This is a genomic window from Neochlamydia sp. EPS4 (assembly GCF_000813665.1).
Taxonomy (GTDB): domain Bacteria; phylum Chlamydiota; class Chlamydiia; order Chlamydiales; family Parachlamydiaceae; genus Neochlamydia.
On sequence record NZ_JSDQ01000099.1, the window covers coordinates 1 to 17193 of the forward strand.

Consider the following 17193-nt stretch of genomic DNA (forward strand, 5'->3'; position numbering starts at 1 on the left):
CAAACATCTTTTTATTAAAAATCAAAGAGGATCTCCCAGAACGAGGCTTGCTATTGATCTTGATCTTAATGATCCTGTGGACCAATTAAATATTTTAGGGGTAGAAAAACTTGACCTGGAGTATGAATTAGATCAACGCATAGATTTCATTACAAGCTTTAAAGAAGTTTACACCCTATTTGAAAAGTATGTGCTAGAAGCAGAAAAAGCTTCACAAGGCGCAGAAAATACTTTTCCTCTATTACTAACATAAATATTGGAAATTAGAAAGAAATAAAAAAGTTATTACTTTACCTCCCTAAACTCTCTTTTTTTTGCAGAAAAAATTAAGGATTTCTATGTTGCCAGCCGTCAACTTTCCTCATTATGATTTTAATTATTACTTAACCCCTCTCCACCATGAAATCCTTCAAGAATGCAACTCTCCATTAAAAAGACATATAAAATATAATTTATTAAGCTCTACTTTAAAAGTGGATATTAAAATAGCAAAGCTTTCTTTAGACATTCTTAACCAATCCAGTAAAAGCTGCCGAGAGATTACAGAAAAAATTTTATATGTAATTATAACTGAGGGTAAAAATAATATAAGGGAGATATTGAAAAAGCTTACTAAGATTTTTGCAATGAAGGGGGAGCAAGCTCTGGGCACCTGTGTGGACATGCAGGAGAATTTTAGCTTGCCTGTAATTTTAGAAGCTATTGAGGCTTTTTACCAAATTACCTTATTAACCACTGCGCCTTTGTCCTCGATCTCTCACTTTTCTCCTTATGAGGTAGCAATAAGAAAGCTTGGATTAAAATTGAAAAACCAGCGTAACAATCTGGAAAAGATAAATTCAATAGCCCCATTTAAAAAGCAAGAGCACCCTCCACAGGCTCCCTTGCTTAAAACAGTTCCAGCAAATCTATTAAATGCTTTAGAAAAAAGCTTTTCCCTCCCTCATTTAATCCAAACAGCTATTAGCTATCTAGACTTTTCTTTAGAAAAAAATCAAGTAGAGATAGAAACCTACAAATCCTTTTTTTCTAAGGTAAAAAAGGATTCCAAGCTTAATGAGATCTCTAAAGTTGCTCTCATTAAAATTACTATCCTTGCATCCCGCAGAAAAGATTCTTGGGGAGAAAAAGAGCTTTGTCTAGCAAAGCTAGAAGAGATACTTGCAGAAGCCCAACATATTTATAAAAAATGGGGAGAAGAAACGCTGCAGATTTTCTACGAGGCTACGCTTGTACACTTTTCCATTAGGCTAGAGCATATTATACATATTCTCAAGCTTATGCATATTTTGGCGGAAGATCTACAGACAGCCGAACATGCTTTTGAATTATTAGATTGTTACTCCAACTGCCAGCTAAGCCCTGATCAGTTCTTAGAAAAGCTAGAGCAGCTTGCACCTACTACCCATACGAATGCATCTATTCTAGAAAAAGATATAAAAAATGTGCTTGAAAGATTTAAAAAAGATGATGGCCATGTTCACTTCTGCCTTCCTGACGTGCATTTAAAAACTATTACTAAGCAGTTCTCCTTAATACAAGGTTTGTGCCACAAGTGGAAACATTTGCAGTTGGAAGAATTAATTAGTTTGGCACATAAAATCCGTCTTCACCTTCAGCCAAACTATAGCGATATTTTAAAGATTATGGCTATCGGTCACTTAGCTTTAAAGATAAAATTTCAAATAGAGCTTCATAGCATTCAAACCCTGACCGTACTAGGTTTATTAGCGCATAAGACAAGTTGCATAGCTCAAGTCAAGACAGGCGAAGGTAAGTCCTTGATTGTGACCTTGCTTGCTTTTGTATTAGCTATGCAGAATAAAAGCGTTCACGTTATCTCTTCTTCAAAAAACCTAGCCATGCGTGACCAGCTACAAGCAGCCAAATTTTTTAACATTTTTGCAATTAGTTCCTCGCATATCTGCAAAAATGAGCCAGAAGCTAATTCCTTCAAAGCAAATATACTATATGGAACTGCCACTGATTTTGAGTTTGCTGTGATGCGCGAAATGCTTTATTTTAAGCCAATCTTTCCTCAACATTCCGAACCTAACCTTTTTAAACGTTTTAATTATGCAATCATTGATGAACTAGATAATTTAACGATCGATACAGCAGCTAATAGTGCACGATTAGGACATGCTGCTGAAATACATTTTAGTTGGGTATACAAGCCCATATTTGCATTTGTAAAAGCAAACTATACTAAAGGTCTTTTTAAGGATGAATCCCTCCAACAACTTAAAGAATTTTTAAAAGAATATTCAAATGGAAAATTTAGTTCTCAAGTTCATCAATTAGCCAATAGACAATTAAAAAATTGGCTCAAATCCGCTTTTAAAGCCCTTTTCATTTTGCAGGAAAATATAGATTATGTGGTTGATGCTAAAAGCGGCGAAGATAAAAAAAAGATTTTAATCGTCGATGCAGTTAATACAGGGCGCATACACAAGCATTCTCGTTGGAGCCATGGCCTACATGAATTTGTGGAAATTAAACATTCTATTTCCCCGGCAAAGGAAACCATAACTCCTATTTCTTTATCCCACCCTGCATTTTACGAAATGTATAATTGCTTGTATGGGCTTACTGGCACGCTTGGATCGCAAATAGAAAGAGAAACATTAAGAAAAATTTATCTGGTAGAAACCTTTGATGTTCCTACACAAAAGCCAGTGCTAAGGAAAGATTTTCCTCTAGTTGCTGTAAATACCAACGAACTTCATCTGCAAACTATTATTGAGAAAATTCAACAATTTAAACAAACAAAACGCCCTCTTTTAGTCTTATGCCCTACTATTCATGCCTCCGAAGTGCTTGGAGAAATGTTAGCCAAAAATAGCATTTCCCATCGGATGCTTAATGAAATACAAGCTGAAAAAGAAGAGGATATTTTAGCCGTGGCTGGCCTACCAGGTGCCCTTACCATTGCTACTAATAATGCAGGCAGAGGCACGGATATTAGACTAGATCCCGAAAGCCTCGAAAGAGGGGGCCTGCATGTGATATTAACATTTTACCCTAACTCTGACCGAGTGGAATATCAAGCACGCGGAAGAGCGGGCCGCCAAGGCCAACAGGGGTCATCAGAAATCATCATTTCTTTAGAAAACCTCCCCCATTTGGTGAAGTATATGCAGGAAATAGAAGTCCGGCGGGATGAATTCATTGAGCATTACCTTCACTATCAACGAATGAGAGAAGCAAATTTTCTAAAGCATCAGCAAATCTTTCAAGCTGAGATTGAACGCTATTGCTATACCTTAGTACAAAAATTTTTTACTTTTCTCCACGCGTTTAATGCTCTTTGTAATAATGAACGAATTTTAGAAAAATGGGCCGATACTTTAAAAAATCAAAAAATAAGTAAAAACCATCTCCCCGATTTTCATACGTTAAGCCCTACCGATCAGCTGATAGTAAAAGATATATTAAAACTGCTTCAAATAGGTCACGCAGAACAAGGACAGTGGAATAACCTTCTTAAACAAATAGGGGCCCATATCCAAGCTCAAATCCTTCATACATGGTCAGTAAAAGTTTATAAAAAGTTTTCAGAAATGTCCAATCAATTAAAGATCCAAGAGATGATTAGCGCTCAAGAGGAAGTGGATTGGCTTATAAAGATCGAAAAAGAAGATAAAAATGAAGAAGTTTTCAATGCTCTTAATAAGCAGATTTCCTGCATTAGAAATGACAGACTTGCTTTGTTAAAAGAGGAAATTAAAGAGTTGTTTGAACATCATATGGCTTTATGGAAAAAATATCAGGACTCTTCAGGCTTGTTTTTTATTGAGTACATTCGCGAACTTGCCAAAGTTAATTTAAAAAATATAGCCCCTTGAAAAGTAATTTAATAAGTGTCTGTTCAATTCTACTGCATGAAAAAAACAATAAAGAAACTGGAGGTAAAGGTGTTCTGGAGGCATCCTATACGGCCTGAGGTTTTCATATTTTTGATTAAAAGATCAACTTGATTAACGGGCAATTAAGCTAAGGTCAGCAAGCGTGCCATCACTTGTTAAATTTTTTACAAAAGAAAAAAATTCGTTAAGTTGCTAATAATAAAAATAAAAATGATATCATGAAATAAAAACCTTCCTATAAAAGGAGCGCTTTATGGGTATAATAGCTAACAGCCTTCATTTTTCTGGATCTCATGGCTATCATGGTGACGAGGGACATATAATAAAAGTAGAGGAAAAAACACCCCCCTCTGAGATTGATAAGGAAGCTTCAAAATGGTGCAAACTTATTTTCGAAAACGGAGATCGGGAAGCAAGAAAATTGGTAAAGGCTCATTACTCTAATCCCGAGGAAGCTCTAAAAGATCTAGAAAAGATTAAGGCGTTAAAAATTTGTGGTAAGGATTTGGAAGCTATACCAGAAGGGTTATCTTTACTTAAAAATTTGACCATCTTAGACTTATGTTCTAACAAGTTAAAAACTTTTCCAGAAGGAAAAGAAATTAAAAAACTTACCAAGCTCCGCAGCCTAATTTTAAATGGAAACCCTATCGAAAGTCTACCAGACTATGTTATTAATCAAGAGATGAATAATCTTAGAAGTATCTCTCTTTATAGGACAAAAATTAAAGAAATCCCCTATAGTTGCAAAAATATTATCGAAAGCTATCCTGCCACCGTAGCATTTACTTGACCAAGTAAGCCCTTAATAAAGCATAAAAAAACGATTAAGGGCTATAAATCATATTAAAGGAGTTTTAGCTTTTTCAAGGTAGGGGTAAAATTGTTTTTATTGGGCTGCTAAAAATTGGTAGACAGCTCTCTTGGCCCCCCACCAGTTGATCTTCTATATTTTGAAAGGAGTTCTTTCATTCCTCTCTCCTTGGCTTTCAGATTGTTGTTTATACAAAAAAATTTCTTTTATGCTGGTTTGCTATAACTCAACTCTAATGTTCTTTTCTTAGGCTTTATCTTTAAAGCTACCTTGCTTATACCTTTCTAATGGGCTTAACAGATTGATCTAGCCAAGGTTTGGCCGTTTTACTATCTCATTCCTTATAGCCTATAGATTACCATAGCAAAAATCTTCTAAATAATGGCCTTTAAGCTTACATGAACTTTAATCCATTTCCTTAACTTTAGATGTCTCATAAAATTTTACATTGTTTTGGCAGTAAGCCTTTAGTAACGTGAGTTTCAAGTTTTTTAGGCATAATGAAAAAGCATGCTCCTTTGCTACTAAGCTTTTGTGCGGTTTTCTCGCCAAAAAGAGGAGAGGGAAGAGGGACCTTAAAACTGTTATTAGCAGAAATAGAAAAATATTTTCCTTTTCCCTCTATTTTACCTTCCTGATCTTCTAATTACGCTGCTAAATTGGAAGATATTGAGGAAAAATATGCCATAATAAATGAAGTACTAGAAACAGACGTCTCCACCTCTTCAGAAATTTCTAATTGTACCCTCCTATTCTTAATAAGTTGATAAGATTCATGCTTGAACATTTTCATGAGTTAAGCAAATGGAAAGAAAATCCTGTGCCTTTGGCTTGCTATGCTCAAGCTCTAAATAAAATCTTTAAGAAATTGGAAAAAATTTATAGCTTATCACATAAAGAGGGAGCTTTATATTCCCTACCTCCCCAGCAGAAATTTCAAGAAGCTCAGCAGGTATTTAGCTTAATCTTTGAGAAAATAGAATATTTGATGGTCTTAATGGATATAAAACGAGATATCTATGAAGCCTTGGAAAAGATAAAATTGTTTACTACTGATCGTTATGCATATACTTCAGGCATGCGTTGTTTTATAGCTATCACAAAAGCTATACTTTCCTTATTTAAGTCTTGTGATAAGAAAGAAGCCATTTTTATAGAAGGGTGTTACTATGAATTGAGAGAAGAAGAAAGAAAATTTGATAAATTTATTAAAAAGTGTTTAATTCACCTTTTATACGCTTTCAAGGCGCTTTGAATTCTCCTGATAAGCTCTGCCAAGCAATCGCCATTTATTCTAATTTGTACCCTAATGATATCCACTCTTGATGAAGTCAAAAAAATCAAAGTAATAAATCTAATTAATAGTGCTTTAACAAATCGTTCTTCCGAAAATAAATCTCCTTTAATTTTTGTGTTAGACACTGCCACAAGCTTTTTTTTGATGAAGAAGTAGCAACAATTAATCAGGCTGTTAAAGAATGGGTGGAAAATAAAAAATTTATTTTTGTCGTAAAAAGTAGCTTAGCAAAATTCATTCAGGCTGGCCTGGATAAATATACTGAATGACAACCTAAGAACTTGTATTGAGGATAACTCTATTGAATTAGTAGAAGAAGGTTTTAAAGGGTTTCAAGCATTCTTAAAGAAACTAGCATCTTTATCGAAAGTTTGAGTTAGAAATTGAATTTGCTCTCTACATACTTGTTAAGCATTGCCATATAAATTGTATGTTATTCAAAGATTAAGATTTCTTTAATGGGCAAATGGTTGACTGTTTTTACTACCTATGTTAATTTTTTACTATCCTAAACCCTTTGATTAACAAGAGGTATACCATGCAAAAATGGATGTTATTTTTAAGTTTAGCATTTTTTCAGCTGTTTGCTCATCTAGCTATTTATGGGGAATCTTATCATTCTAAACATCCGGTAGTCGTCTTTGAAACTACTCAAGGCAATTTTGAGGTGACACTCTTTCCTGACCTTGCGCCTAAAGCCGTGGAAAACTTTTTAACTCATGCTAAAGAGAGTTATTATAACGGGACTTCTTTTCACCGAGTAATTAAGGGTTTTATGATTCAAGGAGGTGACCCAGAAGGTAACGGTACAGGTGGCCAATCCATCTGGGGCAAGCCTTTTGCCGATGAATTTCATCCAGACCGCCATTTTGATCATCCTGGTATCTTAGCCATGGCTAATAGAGGTCCTCATACCAATGGAAGTCAATTTTTTATTACCACCGCTAAAACCCCATGGTTGGATCAAAAGCACACCATTTTTGGGGAAGTCACTAAAGGTTATGAGATCGTCCAAAAAATAGAGGGAGCACAGACTGATGCACAAAACCGTCCTCTAGTAGCGCAAAAAATTATTAAAATTTCCCTTAAAAGGTAATATTTGATTGAGAGGATATAGATATATTTTTATTTGTATCCTCTCGTTAGTATTGCTTTATAAACTGTTGAATTGCTTTTTGTTATAGCCTCTTTTTCTATCTTTAAAGGTCTGCTTCTCCTTCCACTCTTTTTAAGTCTTTTAATCTTCTACAATCTGTCTTCTCTACAAGGTAGAGGAGCGGGCACTCTCAATAGTTAACTCAGGAATTCTAAGTAAACACTTAAATAATTCAAATTTAATTATAAAGTTAGGGTCATGCCTTTTTGAGCTACTTCTTATACAACCCCGTACTTTATAAAACCCCTTGTGTTAAGTAAAAAGACAGCTTTCAGAGGGTTGGATATGTAGACGGGGTTTCTTTAAAACGTACAATCTCCTAATAGGAGGAAGAGGAGAAAATCCAATCCATAAGCGTTTTATCCATCCAATGGCAGCCATGTTCCTTGCCTGTCCAGCCGAGAAACCCCATGTGTCCACCATACGTGGTCATATAAACATTTACATTCGCGGGAATATGATTGTAGTCTATCCTGTAGCAATCAATAAATGGATCGTCTTCTGCAAATAAGATATAAGTAGAGATCGCAATAGAATGAATAAATTTAATCGAGCTACAATGTTGATAATAGTCGATGGCGTCCTTAAATCCCCATAAGGGAGCGGTCACTTTATCATCAAACTCATACATCGATTGAATAGAAAGATCTTTTAGCCATTTTTGACTCTGCTTTAACACACGGGCTAAATAGTACTTATGGTAAATCCAGTAGGCTTCTTTTTCGATATATTGAACAGCATGATGTAAATCTACAGGAGGGCACACCGCTATGAGATGATCCATATATTGTACCGCCTCTTCTCCTAGCTCACCTGCTAATTTAAGAACTATATTTCCGCCAAGAGAAAAGCCTACTAAAACAAGCGAAGAGGTAGGAAAACGAGTTTTAAGCAATTTTAAAACACTTAAGATATCCTGGCTTGTACCTCCATGATAAGGACGTTTGGCTTTACTTACTCCCCCACTACGAAGATTAACACGCACTGCACAGTGGCCCGCTTGATAGATCTTTCGTGATAGCCGTAAAAGATAACCTGATTGATGGCTTCCTCCCAGGCCATGAACCATCACTACAATTTTGGTAGGAGGTTTTCCTGGATAAGGGTTAGAAAGATAGCAGGACAATTGATCACCATCTTCTAATGAAACTAAAATTTCATAGGAGGGCGGTGCTTTACCATTGACTAGAAAGGTGGGTAAAGTGGTTTGGACATGAGGAGAGCTCAATCCAAAAAGAGGCTGAAAATTTAATTTGTTGAGCAAGGGATGCCTTTATAAGGTTTGCCTTTGATTATCACAAAAAAGGACTGATCCCTGCAACTTTTAAAGTTAATTTTTACACAACTTAATTTTGAAGCTTCCTAGATAGGCTATTATTTTCTTGATCATGAGCTGCAGCCTTTATGATGGATAGAAGAAAGCTTAGCCAAAGATACTAATCCCTCAAATTTTTCTACCTCATGCGTGGCAAATAAGCTAAACCTCTACTGGCTTTGTAAGAAGAGGCTTTCCTCTTTCATCCCTCTCCTTGCTTTGAAGAACACCATTCGCCTATCTTCTTTTTCACCGGCTTGTACTTTTTATTGACAGCTTTTAGAAGATCTTAACAAAAAGGCAGTAGCTTAAGGTGATTATCTATTTTGATTCTTTAAGTTTTTGCTTAACGTGTGGTTATAAAAACTTTTCCCGTTTTATCTACTAATACAGAATTTTCAGCTTGTGCCACTATGCCTTGCCCTTCTTCTACTAAGGGAGCATAACCTACAATTACCCCTGCTTTAAGTAGCTCTGCCATATGACGCCTAATTTCAGGAAGTTCAAGCTCTGCTTCGATAAGATCATGCATACAAAAAGGAAGGCCACTAAAACTTTTAATTTTTGCAATCAAAGACCGAGGAACCGATAATGGAATAGGCCGGGCACGCACAAAAGAAAAGATTGTAGGGCTCCCCGCTTCATAAATAAGACCTTTTCCATCGGTAGCAAAAGGTTCAATGGCAAAGGTCATGCCAGGCTTTACGATAGCTGTAGAATTGTCGCAATAGTTAGGAATTAAGGGAGCCATATGTACCTTATAAATTCCTAACCCATGGCCTGCAAGGTTTTTTACAGGTTTAAATCCATACGAGGAAATTTTTTCTTCAATAATTCTACCAATTTCTTTAATAGGTAGGCCCACGTGGATAGATTGTTCAGCACTTAATAAAGCATTTTCAACAGCATCAATTAGAGCTTGATATTTGCCCGATAGGTCTACTGTGACCGCACAATCACCAATAGCGCCCTGATAACATATTCCTACATCCAATTTGATCACTTCTTGGGAAAAAATAATATCTTCATCGGGTTGAGGTAAAAAATGCGCAGCCACATTATCTAAAGCTATTTGAGGAGGAAAAGCAGGAATTGCTCCTAATGAAAATATTTTCTCCTTAATTTTAGTGATAACCTCATTATATGAAGCTCCCGCTTTAATTAATGCTTTACCAAAAGCACGTACTTGATGGGCCATCCTTCCAGCTTGAATAAAATCTTGCTTATATTTTTCATTCATTCTTCACTTCCTTATTTTGCGAAAGTATTCTATTCAATCTAGCGCATTAAATCTACTTTAACCTTTATTCTCTTAAGAGTTAGCTTGTTAAAGCTGCATAAGCTAATTTTTTTGTAAGTTTAAGGTGGAAGAAATCCAATCATTTAAATAAGCTAAGCACATTCTTCATTAGCAGGCTTTTAACAAGGTCCTAAACTTTTTAGAAATTTATTATTCATGCATTACACCACTGTACAACTCTTGTTTTTACTTTTTTTCTTAGGATTTTTATCTTTAAACTTTCTTTTAGGTGTCTATATTATTAAGCAATGGGGCAGCCCCATCCCTCGCTTATGCCATGAATTCGACAAAAAAATATGGATGACTTTAGGATTAGGAATCATTTTTTTTGGCTTTTATTTTATTTTTATCACTTTTTTGGGATGGAACCTAAAAGGTCAAAGTTTAAGAAAAGTATTCACTTTCCTTTATAACCACACGGCCAGCTGTATCTATATTGGCTTATCTATCTTTTCATTTTTTTCGCTCTCTATCTATCTTGCAAGAATTCTGATAAAACACCTCTATAAGAAAGCGGCTAAAAAAAACTTTAGAAAAAGAAAAGGAAAGAGCTTCTAATAAAATAAAGTGACTCTGTTGAAAGATAAGCTAAGGTAAGTTTGCTTTAGCAGCAAGGCCTCTTAAATTAAGCTTTCTTAAAAGATTTTGTTAATTTTAATAAATCAGGACGATCATAATGACATTCCTACACTTTATAGCAAAAACCTAAGAAAGCCTAACTTTTTAATAGACAAATTTTTAACCAATGGTTTAAACAAAAAGACTTTACAAGGGATTAAGCAATGATAAGGCTCCCAAAACTCTTAGCTCTAAATTCTGTGATTGGAAGGGTAAATTTCGAGTATCAAGGATCTGTATGAATATTTCTCTCCCCCCTTGTCATGCAAGTAAAAAGCCTGTTGCTTCAAAAGCTACCTTTTCAGGAGGAGGTTATAGCTGTCCCATGCATCCAGAGATTCAGCAAAATCATCGCGGTTATTGCTCCCTTTGTGGTATGCCTTTAGAAATTAACCATCCTTCCTTAGAAATAGATGATTCAGAATATGTTGAGACGTGGCAGAGGTTTAGAGTAGCATTTATTCTAACTCTCCCTCTTTTCTTTTTGGCTATGAGCAAAATGCACCCTACCTTGGATGCTTTAATTCCATCTTTACAAACAACATCTCAATGGATTCAACTTATTCTTGCCACGCCTGTTGTCCTTTGGGCAGGATGGCCCTTTTTTGAAAGGGCATGGCTATCTATAGTCAATCGTTCTCTAAACATGTTTTCTTTAATTGCCCTTGGAATAGGAAGCGCCTATTTATATAGTACCACTGCTGTGATCTTTCCTCACATTTTTCCTGCAACTTTTAAAGAAAATGGGCAGCTGTTTGTTTATTTTGAAGCTGCAGCAGTTATCACTGTGCTTGTTCTCCTTGGGCAACTGTTAGAGCTTAAAGCTAAAGCACACACCAACCACGCGATGCGCTCTTTAATAAATCAAACAGCTAAAAGCGCCCATGTAATGAAAAATGGCCAAGAACAAGAAACACCTTTAGATCAACTGAAAGAAGGCGATATTTTAAAAGTAAAGCCCGGTGAGAAAATTCCTGTGGATGGCTTTATTATCGAAGGGACAAGTTTTATCGATGAGTCAATGCTAACTGGTGAATCCCTTGCTGTTGAAAAAGAAGCTAAGGATCAGATCACAGGCGGTACTGTCAATCAAGCGGGTAGCTTTCTTATGCAAGCCACGCGTGTGGGCAATCACACTCTGCTGGCACATATCATCCAGATGGTATCCCAAGCTCAAAGAAGCAAAGCTCCTATTCAAAAACTTGCCGATTTAATTGCCAAATATTTTGTCCCCGCGGTGATAGGAGTAGCCATTCTAACATTTATGATATGGGTATGGAAAGGACCTGAGCCAAGCTTTGTTTTTGCCTTCATTAATGCGCTGGCAGTATTAATCATTGCATGTCCCTGTGCCTTAGGATTAGCTACTCCTATGTCAATTATGATGGGAATAGGTAGAGGCGCCCAAACAGGCATTCTCATAAAAAATGCAGAAGCCTTACAACTTTTAGAAAAAGTTGACACTTTAATGGTAGATAAAACCGGTACTGTCACCCAAGGAAAACCTAGTATCTTGCAAATCACCGCCATGCATGGCTGGCAAGAAAATGAACTTTTGACATATGCAGCTTCTGTAGAAAAAAACAGTGAGCATCCCTTAGCTCAAGCCATTGTGAATGAAGCTCAACGACGATCTTTAAATCTTTTGCCAAGCGTAAAATTTAAATCTATGACTAGTGAAGGCGTTGCAGGAATAGTTGATCATAGAGAAGTATTAATTGGCACCCAAAATTTAATGCAAAGAATGCAGGTGCACAGCCAGGAAGAATTACTAAGAGCCTCTCAAGCAGCGCAAGCACAAGCGCAAACAGTGCTGTTTGTTGCTGTCGAGGGAAATATTATAGGCTTTATTGCGGTAGCTGATGCTCTAAAACCCACTTCTACTCAAGCTATTCGTGAACTCCATTCGCTAGGTTTGAAAGTTATTATGCTGACTGGAGATAATACGCAGACAGCCCAAGCAGTTGCTTTAGCTACGCATATGGATGAGACTTATGCGGAAATCACTCCTCAAGGTAAAAGCATCTTTATTCAGAACGCCATACAAAATAGGCATATTGTTGCCATGGCTGGTGACGGAATCAACGATGCACCCGCCCTGGCTGCAGCCCATGTAGGCATTGCTATGGGGACAGGCACAGACATTGCTAAAGAAAGTGCCGCAATTACTTTAGTAAAAGATGACTTAATGGGTATCGTACGAGCCATTAAGTTAAGTCGAGCTACCATGCGCAATATTCGGCAAAATTTATTTTTTGCTTTTATCTACAATATTGTAGGTGTTTCTATAGCAGCCGGCATTCTGTATCCTTGGATAGGATTGCTTTTAAATCCCATGATTGCCAGTGCAATCATGGCGTTTAGCTCTGTGTCAGTGATCGTGAATGCATTAAGGCTAAGAAAGTGTTAATACTGAAGAAAGAGAAACCAACCTTTAAAAAAAATTGCTAAGCAAAAAGCGATTAAGCGTTTATTTAAGACAATGTAACTGGGCCAGCAACCAATGCACAAGGCTACCTACTTTGTGCCGTTCGTGTTTTAGTACCATTCAAAGCCTATAAAGCAACTACCTTGTAAAGCAGCTAAAATAAGACGGGTCTATTAAAATATTTATCTCTTCTCTTATCTTGCGCATTTATCAGTCAGCACGTTAGGCGTAAGCTAGATGGCTAGCTAAATTTTTAGATCTTTTGAATCCCTAAACTACTACTATAAGATTAAATTTCCTGGGTGGATAAGGTACCTCTTTTTAATTAAGCCATCTCCATTTTTTTTACGCTTTCTCTTCTCTGCAGCTGATATACAGTTGAACAGGACTTAAGAGCTGAATTAGCCTTATTCTAAACTTCTAAAGATTAGTATTTTTCTCGTGCTCAGCATTGTAAGCAATTATAGGGAACGTAATAAATGCATGGCATAGAAGCGTTAAAACATCCAAGATCCAGCAGAATTGTAAAGATTCTACGTGCTAAATGATCGGCTTTATACGTATGATTATGTAAGAGGCGAGCTATCCATTTTATACCAGCTAGCCATCAATCTAGGGCTATTTGAATGAATAGCTCTTGCTCTTTTAGGCTCGCAACACTTAGAATTTTTTTTTTACTTTTTTCATATGAATGATTGCTAATATTTTTGGCTAAAAAATGCCCACAAAACTTGCTTAATATGCGGGGGAGAGTTAAGATCGATTTATTTGCTTCTATTAATACTTCCAAACATGTCTTTTTCAGTATTTCTAAAAACTTCCCTGAATGAATATTTCAAATGCCTTAGCTTACCAGATAACTTAACGGTAATTCATTATGTATTAGGGAATGAATCCGCTGATTTAGATTCCGTTATCTCTTCCCTAATGTATGCTTATTTATTATATGAAAATCATTCTAGACAAGAGCTCTACCTTCCTCTTATCAACATCAAAAGGGAAGAGTTAAATACTCACAAAGACCTTCTCTATTTGCTTCAGCTAGCAAAAATTTCTACTAATCATCTTCTTTTTTTAGAAGAGGCTCCTTTCAGTTATCTCTTTTCTCGAAGGCAATTACGTTTAAATCTGGTCGATCATCATATTTTAAGAATAGACCAACAGATTTTTTCTGCGGCAGTAGAAAGCATTATCGATCATCATTTTCCTGAGCCAATAAATTATCCCCTTCTCTCGCCTGCCAGCTTGCTAATAGAACCTGTGGGTTCTACAGCCACTTTAATTGCAGAAAAACTGTTCGCTCATCCTACCATTAATATTACGCCTAAAATAGCTACCTTGCTATTGGCACCTATATTAGTAGACACCCATAATTTAAAATCTATAGATAAGACTACCTGGCGAGATATTAAAATAGCTGAAAAGCTACTCCAGGTGGCTGCTGGCGCCCTTCCTTCTAATTTTTATGACATCCTCCAGGTAGAAAAGAATAATATCTCCCTACTATCTCCCCTACAGCTTCTTAATAAGGATTTCAAAAGCTATCTAGCCGGCAATTTTTTCTATGGAATTTCTTCTCTTCCGCAAGGAGTCGATTGGTGGCAACAAGAGAGGCAAAGCTTGCTTCCTTTGCTAAATACATATGTTCAGGAAAAAAAACTATCGCTACTGATCCTATTTATGTCTCCCATAAATCCCATAGGCCCGAAGCGTAGAATAATCGTCTATACCCCTTCCCCCTTAATTTTAGAATCTTTTAAATTTTATGTAGAAAAAGACGTGATACTAAAGAAGCTACTCATGCCAAGCTCTTTAAGGCATCAATGCTTGGCATATTATGAAATAGAAAGTTTTATAGCTAGAAAGCATTTACAACCTTATTTTCATTTTTTGAAAAATTTAGCTAATCTATCCTGGTAAAGTAAAAAAAATTCTTTAAAATACAACGCTTTTTACCTATTTAACCTCTTTGGCAACAAGCCAAATGCCATAAAATCTATAAAAGAGAAAAATAATTCAAATATAAGCCCCTTATTCACCCTTTAAAAACCTATTGATGGGCTCAAACGCCAGGTCTCCCCATAATCTTTTAACCTGAACTTAGGCGCCTAGCTAGCATTCGCTTCGGTTAAGAGCTAAAGAGCAAGCTTGGGATAAGCTAAAAAAGCCGTGCATAGTAGTAATGAAACTTTTTTGTAAACAATGAAGAGGCAAGGAATGGCTTAAGCAAGCGTATTTTTAGATGAATCTCTCACTTGATCATTGTTCCAATCATGTTTCCTAGACTTTCCCCTCCGTCTAATTTTTCTTTAGAATTATTTAATCATTATTCTTCTCTTAATGTTAAACATACACCTTTACTCTGTAGGTAATTCATGGATATTTTAGGATCTCGGCCGAAAATGGCGAGCATTCTAATTAAACTCTTTCTATATTAGAGAGAAATAGGCCATGGTTATGAATGAAGAAGATATTTTTTATAAAGCTTTTCTATCCCGAGATTCTCGCTTTGATGGCAAATTTTATGTAGGAGTAAAAACCACTAAAATTTATTGCCGTCCTATCTGTCCAGCTAGGCCAAAGCGTCAAAATGTTGAATTTTTTCTTGAGGCTTTATCTGCTGAGAAGGCAGGCTATAGACCCTGCTTACGATGCCATCCCCCATCTTCGACCCCTTCCTCCGCCTATTCAGGCAAATCGGCAGTAGTGTCGCGTGTCCTTAGAGTACTTACAAACCAGGGGATGGGAGATAAAGGAGAAGATTATTTTGCTGAACAGTTTGGCTTAAGCGCTAGGCATTTACGTCGGTTATTTCGAGAAGAGGTCGGCTTAACTCCTCAAAAAATTTGGGATAATAACCGTTTAAATTTTGCTTTAAAGCTTCTTGCAGAGACTAAGCTTTCTATAACTCGTATAGCGTTAGAGGCTGGATTTTCCTCTTTAAGGCGTTTTAATGATGCTTTTAAAAAATGTTATAAGCAACCTCCCTCTTCAATGCGAAAGAAAAATCTTTCTCACTCCTCTCACGAAAATATTATTTTAAAGTTAACTTATCACCCTCCTTTAGATTGGCCGCATTTAATTAATCATTTTAAAAACCATTTTATTCCTTATATAGAAAGTATTTCCGAAAACAGCTACGAGCGAGTTTTTAAGATTGGAGATTCAATAGGAACTTTATCAGTGGAAGCAGATAGCCGCTATCCTTATCTCAAGCTGCAGATTGCTTGCCATGATACAAAAGTTTTATTTGAGGTAGCCAATCGTGTCCGTAAAATGTTCGACCTTGATTCTGATCCTCTTTTAATAGCCAATCAATTTGCTTCTCATTTACCTTTATCTTTGCTATGGAAACAATGGCCTGGCTTAAGGCTGGCTAATGGTTGGGATCCTTATGAAACAGCCATCTGCGCAATTTTAGGGCAAGGCATTACCATGAAATATGCCTCCCAACTAATTGGCCATTTGGTTTTATATTATGGAGAAAAAATTTTTCATCCCGTAACGCAAGAAGAAAGATATTTATTTCCCCTTCCCGAAATTTTAGCAAAAGCTTCTCTGCATGAGATTAAAACAACGCAAATACGCAAAGCTGCCATTCGGATGCTAAGCCAGAAAATTCTTCAACAAGAAATTAGTCTCTCACCAGCTCAAGCGCCTGAGGAATTTAAAAAATCCCTTCTTGGTATTCAAGGTATTGGGCCATGGACGGCAGAATACATTAGCCTACGAGCTTTAGCAGACACTGATGCTTTCCCAGCTACCGATTTAATTCTGAAAAAAGCATTAAGGTCAAATCCTTCCTTGGACTTAAGCTGTATCCGACCCTGGCGAGGATATGCTGCCGTTTACCTATGGAAAAAATATTTTTAACATTTATCTTAAAAAGGAGCTTTATTAGATGAAAATTTTTTATAAATACATGGATTCAATCGTAGGAAAACTAAAGCTGGTAGCTCAAAACCATGTCCTTATAGCTATCTTATGGGAGCATGAAAAGCTCAACCGTGTTAAGCTTAATGAACTAATCGAAGATGCCTATCATCCTCTTCTTGTAGAAGCTGAAAAGCAACTTTTAGAATATTTCAATAAAAAGCGAAAATCCTTTGAGCTTCCTTTGAAACACCACGGAACACCTTTCCAAAGCAAAGTCTGGGAGGCTTTAAAGCATATTCCTTATGGCACTACTCTCAGTTATGGACAGCTTGCAAAAGAAATAAATCATCCTCGCGCAGTACGTGCCTTAGGAGCAGCCATAGGAAGGAATCCACTATCAATTGTTATTCCTTGCCATCGGGTGATTGGAACGAATGGGAAACTAACAGGATTTGCTGGAGGATTAGAAGCTAAAAGAACGCTTTTAAAGATTGAAGATTTTCCTGTTTTTTAAAAAAAT

11 protein-coding genes are annotated in these 17193 nt (G+C 36.4%); 9 read left to right on the top strand and 2 right to left on the bottom strand.

Annotated features, from left to right (window positions below; genetic code table 11):
* The 5 genes from DB42_RS11450 to DB42_RS09740 all read left to right on the top strand — a co-directional run.
* Positions 1-253: hypothetical protein (locus DB42_RS11450; RefSeq protein ID WP_044882792.1), on the top strand; the 253-nt coding region annotated here is incomplete at its 5' end.
* 85 nt (positions 254-338) lie between these two features.
* On the top strand, positions 339-3848 hold the full coding sequence (locus tag DB42_RS09725) for a DEAD/DEAH box helicase (RefSeq protein ID WP_044882793.1): 3510 nt from the start codon (positions 339-341) through the stop codon (positions 3846-3848).
* Between the two features lie 274 nt (positions 3849-4122).
* On the top strand, positions 4123-4662 hold the full coding sequence (locus DB42_RS10660) for a leucine-rich repeat domain-containing protein (RefSeq protein ID WP_052436116.1): 540 nt from the start codon (positions 4123-4125) through the stop codon (positions 4660-4662).
* Between the two features lie 796 nt (positions 4663-5458).
* Positions 5459-5938 (top strand): hypothetical protein, encoded by a 480-nt coding sequence (locus DB42_RS09735; protein ID WP_044882794.1) that lies wholly within the window; start codon positions 5459-5461, stop codon positions 5936-5938.
* Between the two features lie 580 nt (positions 5939-6518).
* On the top strand, positions 6519-7076 hold the full coding sequence (locus tag DB42_RS09740) for a peptidylprolyl isomerase (RefSeq protein ID WP_304413224.1): 558 nt from the start codon (positions 6519-6521) through the stop codon (positions 7074-7076).
* A gap of 379 nt (positions 7077-7455) precedes the next feature.
* On the opposite strand, the gene DB42_RS09745 is transcribed toward DB42_RS09740, so the two are convergent.
* Together DB42_RS09745 and map are read right to left on the bottom strand one after the other, a co-directional pair.
* On the bottom strand, positions 7456-8400 hold the full coding sequence (locus DB42_RS09745; RefSeq protein WP_044882795.1) for a YheT family hydrolase: 945 nt from the start codon (positions 8398-8400) through the stop codon (positions 7456-7458).
* A 397-nt stretch (positions 8401-8797) separates the two neighbouring features.
* Positions 8798-9691, bottom strand: a complete 894-nt coding sequence (gene map / locus DB42_RS09750) for a type II methionyl aminopeptidase (RefSeq protein WP_044882796.1) — start codon at positions 9689-9691, stop codon at positions 8798-8800.
* A 916-nt stretch (positions 9692-10607) separates the two neighbouring features.
* Here map and DB42_RS09760 point away from each other — a divergent pair.
* The 4 genes from DB42_RS09760 (at position 10608) to DB42_RS09780 (ending at position 17187) form a co-directional block, all read left to right on the top strand.
* Positions 10608-12779, top strand: coding sequence for a copper-translocating P-type ATPase (locus DB42_RS09760; RefSeq protein ID WP_052436117.1), 2172 nt, complete (start codon positions 10608-10610; stop codon positions 12777-12779).
* A gap of 810 nt (positions 12780-13589) precedes the next feature.
* Complete coding sequence (locus tag DB42_RS09770) at positions 13590-14717, top strand: DHH family phosphoesterase (RefSeq protein ID WP_044882799.1); 1128 nt, start codon at positions 13590-13592, stop codon at positions 14715-14717.
* A gap of 537 nt (positions 14718-15254) precedes the next feature.
* A complete protein-coding gene (locus DB42_RS09775) occupies positions 15255-16670 on the top strand; it encodes a DNA-3-methyladenine glycosylase 2 family protein (protein ID WP_044882800.1) in 1416 nt (471 codons plus the stop codon).
* A 28-nt stretch (positions 16671-16698) separates the two neighbouring features.
* Positions 16699-17187, top strand: coding sequence for a methylated-DNA--[protein]-cysteine S-methyltransferase (locus DB42_RS09780; protein ID WP_044882801.1), 489 nt, complete (start codon positions 16699-16701; stop codon positions 17185-17187).
* The last annotated feature ends 6 nt before the right edge of the window (positions 17188-17193 follow it).

Excerpts from the sequence above, each read along its gene's own strand:
- DB42_RS09725 (WP_044882793.1), top strand. The coding sequence starts at position 339 with ATGTTGCCAGCCGTCAACTTTCCTCATTATGATTTTAATTATTACTTA.
- DB42_RS10660 (WP_052436116.1), top strand. The coding sequence starts at position 4,123 with ATGGGTATAATAGCTAACAGCCTTCATTTTTCTGGATCTCATGGCTAT.
- DB42_RS09735 (WP_044882794.1), top strand. The coding sequence starts at position 5,459 with ATGCTTGAACATTTTCATGAGTTAAGCAAATGGAAAGAAAATCCTGTG.
- DB42_RS09740 (WP_304413224.1), top strand. The coding sequence starts at position 6,519 with ATGCAAAAATGGATGTTATTTTTAAGTTTAGCATTTTTTCAGCTGTTT.
- map (WP_044882796.1), bottom strand. The coding sequence starts at position 9,691 with ATGAATGAAAAATATAAGCAAGATTTTATTCAAGCTGGAAGGATGGCC.
- DB42_RS09760 (WP_052436117.1), top strand. The coding sequence starts at position 10,608 with ATGAATATTTCTCTCCCCCCTTGTCATGCAAGTAAAAAGCCTGTTGCT.
- DB42_RS09770 (WP_044882799.1), top strand. The coding sequence starts at position 13,590 with ATGTCTTTTTCAGTATTTCTAAAAACTTCCCTGAATGAATATTTCAAA.
- DB42_RS09775 (WP_044882800.1), top strand. The coding sequence starts at position 15,255 with ATGAATGAAGAAGATATTTTTTATAAAGCTTTTCTATCCCGAGATTCT.
- DB42_RS09780 (WP_044882801.1), top strand. The coding sequence starts at position 16,699 with ATGAAAATTTTTTATAAATACATGGATTCAATCGTAGGAAAACTAAAG.